This window comes from Pseudomonas helleri, from assembly GCF_001043025.1.
Lineage (GTDB): Bacteria > Pseudomonadota > Gammaproteobacteria > Pseudomonadales > Pseudomonadaceae > Aquipseudomonas > Aquipseudomonas helleri.
The window spans coordinates 116,980-129,067 of sequence record NZ_JYLD01000005.1 but is presented as its reverse complement, the minus strand read 5'-3'; the positions used below and the strand labels follow the sequence as shown (position 1 = coordinate 129,067).

Annotated in this window: 13 protein-coding genes and 1 tRNA gene; 7 read left to right on the top strand and 7 right to left on the bottom strand. The window is 57.1% G+C overall.

The annotated features are described in order from the left end of the window. Window positions 1-348 precede the first annotated feature (348 nt). Window positions 349-425, bottom strand: a tRNA-Val gene (locus tag TU84_RS09990). A gap of 184 nt (window positions 426-609) precedes the next feature. On the opposite strand from TU84_RS09990, the gene TU84_RS09985 reads away from it, so the two are divergent. After that, window positions 610-1,893, top strand: coding sequence for an NAD(P)/FAD-dependent oxidoreductase (locus tag TU84_RS09985; protein ID WP_048368893.1), 1,284 nt, complete (start codon window positions 610-612; stop codon window positions 1,891-1,893). A gap of 210 nt (window positions 1,894-2,103) precedes the next feature. On the opposite strand, the gene TU84_RS09980 is transcribed toward TU84_RS09985, so the two are convergent. Then, the gene (locus TU84_RS09980) at window positions 2,104-2,772 is read right to left on the bottom strand and encodes a PA2778 family cysteine peptidase (protein WP_048368892.1); all 669 of its coding nucleotides are present in this window, start codon (window positions 2,770-2,772) and stop codon (window positions 2,104-2,106) included. 220 nt (window positions 2,773-2,992) lie between these two features. Here TU84_RS09980 and TU84_RS26275 point away from each other — a divergent pair, with 220 nt between their 5' ends. Next, entirely contained in the window at window positions 2,993-3,160 is a 168-nt protein-coding gene (locus TU84_RS26275) for a hypothetical protein (protein ID WP_164488140.1), read from the top strand. Window positions 3,161-3,218: 58 nt separating this feature from the next. On the opposite strand, the gene TU84_RS09975 is transcribed toward TU84_RS26275, so the two are convergent. After that, entirely contained in the window at window positions 3,219-3,974 is a 756-nt protein-coding gene (locus TU84_RS09975) for a TerC family protein (RefSeq protein WP_048368891.1), read from the bottom strand. Window positions 3,975-4,004: 30 nt separating this feature from the next. Then, the gene (locus TU84_RS09970) at window positions 4,005-4,247 is read right to left on the bottom strand and encodes a hypothetical protein (protein WP_048368890.1); all 243 of its coding nucleotides are present in this window, start codon (window positions 4,245-4,247) and stop codon (window positions 4,005-4,007) included. A 136-nt stretch (window positions 4,248-4,383) separates the two neighbouring features. Between TU84_RS09970 and nhaR the strand changes: the two genes are divergently transcribed. Then, on the top strand, window positions 4,384-5,286 hold the full coding sequence (nhaR, locus tag TU84_RS09965) for a transcriptional activator NhaR (protein WP_048368889.1): 903 nt from the start codon (window positions 4,384-4,386) through the stop codon (window positions 5,284-5,286). On the opposite strand, the gene TU84_RS09960 is transcribed toward nhaR, so the two are convergent. After that, window positions 5,287-6,441 carry an MFS transporter gene (locus TU84_RS09960; protein ID WP_048368888.1) on the bottom strand — a complete coding sequence of 385 codons (1,155 nt, stop codon included), beginning with the start codon at window positions 6,439-6,441 and terminating at the stop codon, window positions 5,287-5,289. It lies immediately after the preceding gene. A gap of 366 nt (window positions 6,442-6,807) precedes the next feature. On the opposite strand from TU84_RS09960, the gene sstT reads away from it, so the two are divergent. Further along, complete coding sequence (gene sstT / locus TU84_RS09955; RefSeq protein ID WP_048368887.1) at window positions 6,808-8,028, top strand: serine/threonine transporter SstT; 1,221 nt, start codon at window positions 6,808-6,810, stop codon at window positions 8,026-8,028. A gap of 66 nt (window positions 8,029-8,094) precedes the next feature. On the opposite strand, the gene TU84_RS09950 is transcribed toward sstT, so the two are convergent. Then, window positions 8,095-8,604 (bottom strand): DUF1993 domain-containing protein, encoded by a 510-nt coding sequence (locus TU84_RS09950; RefSeq protein WP_048368886.1) that lies wholly within the window; start codon window positions 8,602-8,604, stop codon window positions 8,095-8,097. Window positions 8,605-8,772: 168 nt separating this feature from the next. Between TU84_RS09950 and TU84_RS09945 the strand changes: the two genes are divergently transcribed. After that, the gene (locus tag TU84_RS09945) at window positions 8,773-9,414 is read left to right on the top strand and encodes a YceH family protein (protein WP_048368885.1); all 642 of its coding nucleotides are present in this window, start codon (window positions 8,773-8,775) and stop codon (window positions 9,412-9,414) included. A gap of 188 nt (window positions 9,415-9,602) precedes the next feature. Further along, the gene (locus tag TU84_RS09940; RefSeq protein ID WP_048368884.1) at window positions 9,603-10,526 is read left to right on the top strand and encodes a S66 peptidase family protein; all 924 of its coding nucleotides are present in this window, start codon (window positions 9,603-9,605) and stop codon (window positions 10,524-10,526) included. Window positions 10,527-10,573: 47 nt separating this feature from the next. On the opposite strand, the gene TU84_RS09935 is transcribed toward TU84_RS09940, so the two are convergent. Beyond that, window positions 10,574-11,392 carry a shikimate 5-dehydrogenase gene (locus tag TU84_RS09935; protein ID WP_048368883.1) on the bottom strand — a complete coding sequence of 273 codons (819 nt, stop codon included), beginning with the start codon at window positions 11,390-11,392 and terminating at the stop codon, window positions 10,574-10,576. Between the two features lie 219 nt (window positions 11,393-11,611). Here TU84_RS09935 and TU84_RS09930 point away from each other — a divergent pair, with 219 nt between their 5' ends. Continuing rightward, a complete protein-coding gene (locus tag TU84_RS09930; RefSeq protein WP_048368882.1) occupies window positions 11,612-11,956 on the top strand; it encodes a hypothetical protein in 345 nt (114 codons plus the stop codon). Window positions 11,957-12,088: the final 132 nt, after the last annotated feature.

The window sequence follows — 12,088 nt, the reverse complement described above, 5'->3', positions numbered from 1 at the left end:
AATTACTTGCCATAAATTGTCGCTCAATATGAGCCGCGAATTACACCCACTCAAACATACCCCGCCACCAAGCAGACTCACCCCAAAATGCAAACCGGGCAGCACTTAACCCGAAAAAACTTTGACCCGAATGCCAAGCCCATAACGCACCTGCCGAGCTCTAATTAAGGGATAAATGGTTTGATCACGTCGACAAGGACAGAATCTGTATAGCATCAGAGCCACATAACAACCCTTGAGCTATCGGCTAGCCTGATGCATTTAAGGAGGACGCTAAATTTTAGACAACAAAAAAGGGCTCACCTTTCGGTGAGCCCTTCTAGACCGCCCAGCAGAGCGGATTTTGTTTGGTAGGCGCGATTGGACTCGAACCAACGACCCCCACCATGTCAAGGTGGTGCTCTAACCAACTGAGCTACGTGCCTGCTGTGGGGTCGCATTCTATAGATTTGCGGAGGGGTGTCAACACCTTTTTTGCAGCTAACCCCATGAATAGTCGAAATTTTTATTTTCACCCCGAAAATACTCAGTTGGCGCTGGCTGGCGGGCGAATTTCAACTGAGGTAGCATCGGGCGCACTCGTAAAAAATATAAAACAGAGGTTGCAGAATGGCGAACACACCTTATCCCCAGTCCTACTATGCGGCTTCGACTAATCCGGCGCCGGAGCGCCCTGCCCTGCAGGATGAGGTTGAAACGGATGTCTGTGTGATCGGCGCCGGTTATACCGGACTGTCGAGTGCTCTGTTTCTGCTGGAGCACGGTTTTAAGGTCACTGTGCTTGAGGCGGCCAAAGTAGGTTTTGGCGCGTCAGGACGTAACGGCGGCCAGATCGTTAACAGTTATAGCCGCGACATTGATGTGATTGAACGCACGGTCGGCGCCAAGCAAGCCCAGCTGTTAGGCCAGATGGCCTTTGAAGGCGGCAAGATTATTCGTGACCGCGTTGCCAAGTATCAGATCCAGTGCGATTTAAAAGACGGTGGTGTGTTTGCCGCGATCACCAGCAAGCAAATGGGTCACCTCGAAGCACAGAAGAAGCTGTGGGAGCGCTACGGCAATACGCAACTAGAGTTGCTCGACAAGCGCCGGATTGGTGAAGTGGTTGCTTGTGACCTCTACCAGGGCGGCCTGCTGGACATGAGCGGCGGGCATATCCACCCTCTGAATCTGGCGTTGGGCGAAGCGGCAGCGGTCGAATCCCTTGGGGGCACGATTTACGAGCAGTCGCCCGCTGTGCGCATCGAGCGAGGTGCCAACCCGGTGGTGCATACGCCACAGGGCAAGGTCCGCGCCAAGTTCATTATCGTGGCGGGCAACGCGTATCTGGGCAATCTGGTGCCTGAGCTGGCGTCCAAGTCCATGCCGTGTGGCACGCAGGTCATTACCACTGAACCGCTGAGCGAGGAGTTGGCCAAAACGCTGCTGCCTCAGGATTACTGCGTCGAGGACTGTAACTATTTGCTCGACTACTATCGCCTGTCCGGCGACAAGCGCCTGATCTTTGGTGGTGGTGTGGTGTATGGCGCGCGCGATCCGGCCAACATTGAAGCGATTATTCGGCCGAAGATGCTCAAGGCGTTCCCGCAGCTCAAGGACGTAAAAATTGATTACGCATGGACAGGCAACTTCCTGCTGACGCTGTCCCGTTTGCCGCAGGTTGGGCGCATTGGCGACAACATCTATTACTCCCAAGGTTGCAGCGGGCACGGGGTGACGTATACGCACCTGGCGGGCAAGGTGCTGGCCGAAGCGCTGCGCGGGCAGGCTGAGCGTTTTGATGCGTTTGCTGATTTGCCGCACTACCCTTTCCCCGGCGGGCAGTTGTTGCGTACACCGCTGACGGCGTTGGGTGCCTGGTATTACAGCCTGCGTGACAAGTTCGGGTTTTAACGGGCTAAACCAAGGGCTCGCGATCTTTTGAGCTTGGTCGTTGCACCGAGTGGGAGGGTTGGCGGCCGCTGCGCTGTCGATCGCAGCCTTCGTGCCTCGTCAGCGACTACAGGGTTTGTGTGCGCCAAGCCCTGTAGGAGCGAGCTTGCCTCGCGATCTTTTAAAAGATCAAAAGATCGCGAGGCAAGCTCGCTCCTACAGGGTATTTGGCTATTGCAGGGCTTTGATGGCTTTGCTCGCTGCTTGTTCCTGGCCCAAGCGGGACAGGTCGTTAGCCGCCTTTAACCAGCGTTCTTTGTCGACATTCACCGGCAGTTGGTCCGGGGCCAAAATCAGTACAGCCCAGCTGCCAGCATCCTTCCAGCTGGACTCAAACTTGCTGAAGTCCATGACCCGGCGCCGATCCATGCCCGCACGCAACAATACGGTTTGCTTGTTGCGGTCATAGCCCGCCAGCACTGCATAACGCGGTTCGCTCCAGACTCGCCCCTCCGTAAAGCGCACCATCGCCGGGTGGCCTGCGGCAACCTGGGTCAACAGCGCTGTGAGCGCAGGATCCAGCCGGTACACCATGAGCCCGTATTGCCCGGCCAGTTGCTCCATATTGCTTTGCAACGAAGCTTCGGCCTCTGGCAGTTTGAGAGGCTTGGTCAAAAGGCCCGGGGTGATTCTGATGCGCTGCTCACCCAGCATGCTGGCCAGCACCTGCGGGCCGCTTTGATGGGCGTTACCGCGAAAAAAGGGCACACCGTTAAGCTCAACCCGCTCTGGCAGGTGACGCATTTGCGCCTGGTCAACACTGGCACACCCCACAACAGTCACCGCCAATGCGGCCAGCAGCCACAGACGCAGCCCTTTCAATCCACTCAGTCCCTGCATACGCCCTCGCTTTGAATGAACACCAGACCGCAAGGTCTGCCATGGTCGACGATCATAGGGCGCCAACAGGGTCTGGTATAGCCTTAAAGCACAGTGAAAGTTCCTACATAGAGCCAATCAGTTGGTGCAGCACGACCTTTGGTCAATAGACTGAAACACTGCTCAAGCTAGACTGTCATCTGAAGTGTGTTTATGCCCGTCGTGGGCAAAGGAGGCACTTATGAGCCCGACATTGACCATTATCTTGCTGATCACCGGGTGGCTGGCCGTTGCCGCCGCCATGCTCTGGGGCCTGATGCGCATCAGCCGTCATCATCATCCGCAACCCCAGCCAGAACCCAAGCAAAAACCCGCCCAACCGGCCGCTACCACCGCCAACGCGCACTAAATGCAAAAAAACCGTCCACCCTGACAAGGATGGACAGTTTTTAAGTGGCAGCCTGCGCTTACTTGGTCACGCCAGCCTGACGTTTTTCCCGAGCCCGACGCGCGAGAATGTTCAGGGTTTCTACGGTGGCGGAGAACGCCATCGCCGCATACACGTAGCCTTTTGGTACATGAGCGCCAAAACCTTCTGCGATCAGGGTCATGCCGATCATGATCAGGAACGCCAGCGCCAGCATCACCACGGTCGGGTTTTCGTTGATGAACTTGGCCAGAGGCTCCGAAGCCAGCAACATCACCATCACCGCCACCACGACCGCAATCACCATGATCGGCAAGTGCTCGGTCATACCGACCGCCGTCACGATACTGTCGATGGAGAACACCAGGTCCAGCATCAGGATCTGACCGATCGCAGCGGCAAAACCTACAGCTACTTTGGACGACACGCTCTCGGCCTTGTCCTCGGCGTCAGGGGTCATGTTGTGGTGAATTTCACTGGTGGCTTTCCAGACCAGGAACAGGCCGCCCGCGATCAGAATCATGTCTTTCCAGGAGAACGCCTGCCCCAAGACTTCGAATACCGGCGTGGTCAACTGCACGATGTAGGCGATGGTGCTGAGCAAGCCCAAGCGCAGAATCAGCGCCAGGCCGATACCGATACGGCGGGCCTTGGTACGAAATTGCTCAGGCAGCTTGTTGGTCAAAATCGAGATAAAGATCAGGTTGTCGATCCCGAGCACCACTTCCATCACGATCAGCGTGGCCAGTGCAATCCAGGCCGTAGGGCTGACCGCCAGTTCTAAAAGGTATTCCATAGGTGTGTTCTGACCCTTCTGTAAGACAACTTAAATAGTGTGCGATGTTTCTTTATTTTCTTCAGCCGGTGGCTGCTGTTCAATCAAGCGCCCGCCGGTTGCGTCGTTGAGCGCCTGCTCAGCCGCCTTGTGGGTGTCATCAATGGCCTGCTTGGCAGCCTCAGCGGTTTTGCTGAGCATCTGCTGCGCGGCTTTTTCTGCCTGATCACAACCGCCTATCAGCAACAAGGTGGACGCCAACAGCGCGACATAACCTGCTTTTTGAATCTTCATCGTGACGTGTCCTCTTTAAACCTGCGGCCAGCAACGTGGCCTGCGAATAACGCGCGATTTTAGAGAGCTAGACACTTCAGGAAAATTCGTATTTTTAAGCGTTATACTTCGGTTTTTACGAAGTGTTGCCAATCATATGCTCAATTACCGCCAACTCCATTACTTTTGGGTCGTTGCCAAAACCGGCAGCATCGTGCGCGCCTGCGAGCAATTGAACCTGACAGCACAAACCATCAGCGGGCAAATCAGCCTGCTGGAAGACACCTACGGCCTGCCCTTGTTTCGCCGGGTCGGGCGCCAACTGGAGCTGACCGAAACCGGGCGCCAGGTGTTGCCATATGCCGAACAGATCTTCCAGGTGGGCGCCGAGCTGGAAAGCATGCTGTGCATGGCGCCCAAAGAGCAACAGGTGATCTTGCGGGTCGGGGTTGCCGATGTAGTGCCCAAGTCGATTGTGTATCGGCTGATCGCCCCGACCATGGAGCTGGACAAACCCGTTCGCATTACCTGCCGCGAAGACAAGCTCGACCGGCTGCTGGCAGACCTGGCGATTCAACGGCTTGATTTGGTCATTTCCGACAGCCCGATGCCTTCCCATTTAGACATTAAAGGCCTAAGCCAAAAGCTTGGCGAATGTGGAATCAGTTTTTTTGCCACCGCAAGCCTCGCCCAAGCATATGCCGAACACTTCCCGCAGAGCCTGCAAGACGCGCCCCTGCTGATCCCGGGCCCGGAAACAGTGATCCGCACGCGTCTGTTGCGCTGGTTGGCCGAGCTGAAAATCCAGCCAAGAATTGTCGGTGAATTCGATGACAGCGCGCTGATGCAGGCGTTTGGCCAATCAGGCACCGGCGTGTTTATCGCCCCCAGCGTGATCGCCGACGAGGTCATGCGCCAATTTGACGTTGAGCTGATCGGCCAGACCGAGGCCGTCACCGAATCGTTTTATGCCATTACCGTCGAGCGCAAGATCCTCCACCCCGGCATCGTGGCGATTACCGAGGGGGCGCGACGGGAGCTGTTTACCGAAAGTCGCTGATCAGGCGCAGGCCGCCCGCGGCTTCATCGCCATCAGCAGCGATGCAAGGATGATCGATACCAGAATAAAACCGGCGCCGGCGAAGCCCAGGCTGCCCAGCCCGTAGGTATCAATCACATGCCCGCCAAACAGCGCGCCCAGGCCGATCCCCAGGTTAGCCCCGGCAATGTTCAATGATGCGGCAAAGGCCGGTGCCTGCGGCGCGGCTTTCATCAGCCGCACATGGCTGACCAGAAACAGCGCCGCCTGGGTTATCCCCCAAACACCCATCGCGGCCGCCAGCCCCAGCGTGGAGTGAATGCTCGGCACCAGCGCCACCATGCCGCCAATCATAAACGCGCAAAACACCATCGACGCAATCAGCGGGTGGCGGTCTACCATGCGCCCGCCCAGCGAATTGCCAATCAGGCCAACAGCGCCAAAGCCCATCAGACACCACCCCACCAGCGTGCCGTCAAACCCGGCCAGGCGCTCCAGGATATCGGCCAGATAGGTGTAGGCCGTGAACATGCCGCTGAACACCAGCACTGACAGCACGATATGCCCGATCATCAGCGGGCTGCGCAGCAGGCCAAACTGTGAACGCAAGGTGACACCCTCTTTGACGCCTTTGACTGCCGGCAAATACACCCACAGCAGCAAGGCCTTGGCCAGGGCGATCACGACCAGAATTGCGAACGCACTGCGCCAGCCCCAGGCATCCGAGATCAACGTCCCGACCGGGATACCGAACACCGTCGCACAGACAATCCCGAAGCCGATCTTCGCAATCGCCCGGCCCGCGTATTCAGGGCCGACAATGTTGACGGCGGTTTCGCTGGCCAGCGCCCAAAACACCGGCAAGCCCAGCGCAGGCAGCAACCGCGCAAACGCCATGACCCAAATATTCGGCGCCAGCGCGGCCACGGTATTGGCGAAGGCAAACATCAGCAAAATGCCGATAAACAGGCGCTTGCGCTCAAAGCGGGCGAAGTAGGCCGTTAAAAAAGGCCCCAGCGCTGCCACGGTGAAGGCGAACAACGTGACCAGCAAACCGGCCTGCGACACGCTGACCTCAAGGTCACGGGCGATCGCAGGCAACAGCCCGACAATAATGAACTCGGTGGTGAGCACGGTGAAACCGGCCGCAGACAGCAGCAGGATGGGCAACAGCATGAATAACTCCAAAGACGACAACGCCAGCGAAAGCCCGAAAGGCCCGCTGATTTAAAGAAAGTGGGGGATGCGCAATGGTAACAGAATGCTTCGCCAGCATGGGGAGTTGGCGCAGTAGACCTACGCGCTAAGGTGCGGCAGATCGCCCTTACGCAGGAAAGGTCCTACTTCTGTATGGTAAAGTCCGCCCCCCGTTCTGACCTTAGTCAGACAAGCGTGCTCAGCACGCATAACTGAATCTGCCCCCTACTCTGCTTAACTCAACACGTTCAAGTGCGGCGGCTGGCCGTTATTGCCTGCCGGCTAAAGGTTGAGTCAACACCAGAGTCTTTGAATGCGCCACCCACAACAACTAGAGACACTCCTATGACTGATGCTCCACCTACCCTGCTGCAAACGCTCAAACGCACCAGCCTGGTGACCCAAATTGTCATCGGTCTGATTGCCGGTATTTTGCTGGCCTGGCTGGCACCTGCTGCGGCACTCTCGGTGGCCTTTGTCGGCAAGGTGTTCGTCAGCGCCCTGAAAGCCGTGGCGCCGATTTTGGTGTTTGTGCTGGTCATGGCCTCGATTGCCAACCACAAACAGGGCCAGGTCACCCACATCCGCCCAATCCTGGTGCTGTATTTGATCGGCACGTTTGCCGCAGCGGTTGTCGCCGTGATCGCCAGCACGCTGTTCCCGTCCAGCCTGATTCTGCTCACCGAAGACATCACCGTGTCCGCTCCCGGGGGCATCAGCGAGGTCTTGCAAAGCCTGCTGTTGAGCGCGGTGGACAATCCGGTCAGCGCCCTGATGAACGCCAACTTCATCGGCGTTCTGGCCTGGGCGATTGGCCTGGGCATTGCTGTTCGCCATGCGGGCGAAACCACCCGCACCGTACTCAATGACTTGTCCAACGGCGTGACCTTGATCGTGCGAGTGGTGATTCGCTTCGCGCCATTGGGCATTTTCGGCCTGGTCAGCGCGACCCTCGCCACCTCCGGTTTTGGCGCCCTGCTGGGCTACCTGCACCTGCTCACTGTTCTGATCGGCTGCATGCTGTTTGTGGCCCTGGTGGTCAACCCGCTGATCGCCTTCTGGAAGCTGCGCCGCAACCCGTACCCGCTGGTGTTCATGTGCTTGCGTGAAAGCGGGATCACCGCGTTCTTTACCCGCAGCTCTGCAGCCAACATCCCGGTCAACATGGCGCTGAGTGAGCGTCTGGGCTTGCATGAAGACACCTACTCAGTGTCGATCCCATTGGGCGCGACCATCAACATGGCAGGTGCGGCCATCACCATTACCGTCTTGACGCTGGCAGCCGTGCACACGCTGGGGATTGAGGTGGATGTGCCGACCGCGATTCTGCTCAGCGTGATGGCGGCCGTGTGCGCCTGTGGCGCTTCGGGTGTTGCGGGGGGCTCGCTGCTGTTGATTCCGTTGGCGTGCAGCCTGTTTGGTATCCCGAGCGAAATTGCCATGCAGGTGGTGGCGGTCGGTTTCATCATCGGCATCCTGCAGGACTCCGCTGAAACCGCACTCAACTCGTCAACCGACGTGCTGTTTACCGCTGCTGTGTGCCTGGCCGAAGAAGAACAGGCCTAGGCCTTACAAAACAGGAGCACCCGCGCGGGTGCTCCTGAGTCTGTCACGCGTGGCTTGGCGCAATGCTTAGAACGCGCCCATGTAGTCACGCTTGCCGATTTCAACGCCGTTGTGGCGCAGAATCGCGTAAGCGGTGGTCACGTGGAAGAAGAACTGCGGCAAGCCGTAGGTCAGCAGGTAAGCCTGGCCGGTAAAGCGTTTTTCTTTCGGCGTGCCCTGACGGGTGATGATTTCGATCCCTTCCTTGCCATCGATTTGCGCAGGCGTAATGCCATCAACAAACGCCAGCACCTTGCTGATCAGGGCTTGCAGGTCAGCAAAAGTCACTTCGCTGTCATCGTATTTAGGCAGCTCGATCTCAGCCAGACGGCCCGAAACACCCTTGGTGAAATCAACCGCGATTTGCACCTGACGCACTAGCGGGAACATGTCCGGAGCCAGGCGTGCTTGCAGGAACACACTCGGGTCAATGTTCTTGGCTGCGGCGTGAGCTTCAGCTTTGTTCAGAACACCGCTCAGGGCATTAAGCATTTGTTTGAACACAGGAACAGAAGCAGCGTACAGAGAGATAGTCATGAAAGTCTCGACAGTCTGTGGGCGGGAAGTGAATGTGCGGCGATTATAGGCATACGCCGCGTAAGAAGCGGCTTGTCTTTTAGTCAGTGTTGAACCTATAAGGGGCGGATGACAATTGGGTGTGATCGCAACACACTGATCTCCATTTAAACGCACAAGGAAAGCGTGATGAGCACTGAACACGACAGCGACACCGGAGCTCGGCTTAACAGCACTGAAATCCGCATTCTCGGTTCCTTGATCGAGAAGCAGGCCACCAACCCGGAAACCTACCCCCTGACCCTCAATGCGCTGGTGCTGGCCTGCAACCAGAAAACCAGCCGCGAGCCGGTGATGAACCTGACCCAAGGCCAGGTCGGCCAAAGTTTGCGTGCGCTTGAAGGCCAGGGCTTTACCCGTTTGGTCATGGGCAGTCGCGCCGATCGTTGGGAGCACAAAGTCGACAAGGCATTGGAGCTGGTCCCTGCCCAAGTCGCTCTGCTCGGCCTGCTGTTTCTGCGCGGCCCGCAAACCCTCAACGAATTGCTCACCCGCAGCAACCGCATGCATGACTTTGAAGACACAGAACAAGTCCAGCATCAGCTCGAACGGCTGATTGCCCGTGATTTGGCGCTGCTCATTCCTCGCCAGTCGGGCCAGCGCGAAGATCGCTATACCCACGCACTGGGCGACCCGGCAGATATCGAAGCAATCATCGCAGCCCGCCAGCAACCCGCCGAGCGCAGCCCTTCAGGTGTGTCCCTTGAGCGCTTTGAAGCACTCGAAGCACGCATTGCGGCACTGGAAGCGCGGTTGAGCGAACTGGAATAGCACCCTGCATAGCCCCCCTCAGATGCCGCGCCGCTCAATCCGGCATCGGGGGCTCTTTTAAAAAAGCCACTCTTTATCAGGAACCTTCCCGCGCGTTAAAGCGACTCGTCTTTAAATACATCCGATGATCGAGGACTAGGCTAAACACTTCATATCGTAAAACGACGGCGTCATGGAGTGCTTCAGTAATGACCTTGTGTTCAATAACACCTAAAAACCTTAAACCCGGCAGCCGGATCGCCATCGTCTCCCCGGCCGGGGCTGTGTCTAATCCAGACCTGCTGACGCACACTCACAACATGATCATTGAGCAGGGCTATACACCTGTTTACGGTGAGTTTGCGCTCGCCAGACATGCGCATCATTACACCTATGCGGGCACGCCCGAACAACGACTCAGGGACTTGCAGTGGGCGCTGGACGACGACTCAATTGATGCCATCTGGGCAACCCGTGGCGGCTATGGCAGCGTTCAACTGCTGGAGCACATCGACCTGAGCCGTTTCGTACATAACCCCAAATGGTTAATCGGCTACTCCGACATCACCTTCTTGCAGAGCCTGCTGGCCAGGCACGGAATTGAGTCGGTACACGGCCAAAACATCATCAGCACGCCAACCCCGTCAGCCGATTCTTATCAGAATATTTTCAACCTCTTTAAAGGCATCAAACCGACGTACCAACTGGACAATAACCTGCTCAATGAACCGGGCTCGGCGTGCGCCACCCTGATTGGCGGAAACATGACCGTCGTGACCGCACTTTCTGGCACTCGCTTTAACTTCAATTACGACAACGCCATTCTGTTTCTCGAAGAAATCGGTGAGAACGCTTACTACAAGATTGACCGCTACCTTAAAAGCCTCGAACAGACAGGGGCTTTTGAAAAGATTAAAGGTCTGATTATTGGCGGCATGAAAAACATCGCGGATGACACCTCGCCGCACAGCCCCATTGCTCAATCAATCATTGCCGAACGCGTGGCCCAGTATTCCTTCCCGAAAGTGTTCGGGTTTCCCAATGGCCATATCCCGGACATGCGCCCACTGATCATCGGCGGCACCGTGAGCCTGCGTGTTGACGAAAATGGTGTGCGACTGGCGCACCTTTAAGCGCTAAGCGCCATAAAGGCCGAATCTCGGCCTTTATGGCTCAACCATCAACTGCGGGCAAAGGCCACCGCCGCCTGGAACTGCTCCGGGGTTGGGCGCACGCCGGTGTACAGGGCAAATTGCTCAACCGCCTGGATGGCAATCACTTCAAGGCCCGTAATGACCCGTTTGCCTTGCTCTCGGCCACGAATGATCATGGGCGTTTCAACGGGGATCGCTACCACATCAAACAGGATCTCGGCCTGATCGATCGCCTCAGCAGCAAACGCCAGATCATCGGCCTCAGCCCCGCCCGCCATGCCAACCGGTGTGACGTTGATGAGCATTTGCGGCCTCTGCTGGCCCAGTTCTGCCTGCCATGAGTAGCCGAGGTTTTTCGCCAGCGCAGAACCCGTGACCTCGTTACGGGCCACGATCATGCCATTGTGATAGCCGCCATCGCGCAAGGCTGAAGCCACGGCCTTGGCCATGCCGCCGCTGCCGCGCAAGGCGAACGTGGTGTCCTTGGCAACCTGGTGATCACGCAGCAATTGCGCAATGGCGATGTAATCAGTGTTGTAGGCCTTCAGGTGCCCGTCTGTGTTGACGATGGTGTTGATCGACTGAATGGCCTGCGCCGAGGCGTCCAGTTCGTCGACCAACGCAATGCTCGCCTCCTTGAAGGGCATCGACACCCCGCAACCGCGAATACCAAAAGCCCGGATGCCGGTAATGGCCCCGGCGAGGTCTTTGGGGCTGAAGGCTTTGTAGTAAAAGTTCAGGCCCAACTGTTCATACAGATGATTATGAAAACGCAGTCCGAAATTCCCGGGTCTGCCTGACATCGAGATGCATAGCCGGGTGTCTTTGTTCGGATTCATTTGCATGTTCATCTCCTCGTGCTTTCGGATAAACGGCTCAAGCTGCCGCGATAAATTTGCCGGATCATAGCGCTCGCTGAAACGTGTCAGCGAGCCCAAGACCTTACACAAACTTTACCGAAACATTTTGCAATTTTTTCTAAAAAGATTGTCTCAATGTTATCCCCGCTATTTCATATGGCCTGGTGCAGGCCAAGACGCGGGGTTGAAAGCAGAGGAATCGTCATGATGCGTACCTTCCCCAAAGTTGCTTTGCTGATCGGCGCCCTGGCTGTCGCTGGCCAGGCATCCGCCCATGGCGGTTGGGGTGCTGGCCCGGCGCTGGTTGGCGCAGTGGTCGGTGCTACGGTTGTTGGCTCGATAGTCGCCAGCCAACAGCGCCCGGTTTACGTAGAACACCCGGTCTATGTGCAACCACAACCGGTTTATGTGCAGGCACCTCCGGTGTACTACCAGGCGCAGCCAGTTTACGTACAACCACAACCGGTTTATGCACCGGCCTATTACGGCCGACCACAACCGGTGTACTACGGTCCACCCCGCGGTTATTACGGCCCACCACGCTGGTAATCGCAGTCAACACCCCAGCGGCAGGCTTGTTCAGTTGCCGCCAGGTTTGAATTGAGGTTGCGATTGTCACGCACTGGACACAGTATTGGCAGAAACTACGGCATCAGCATGCACACACTTTCGACGCTCTGG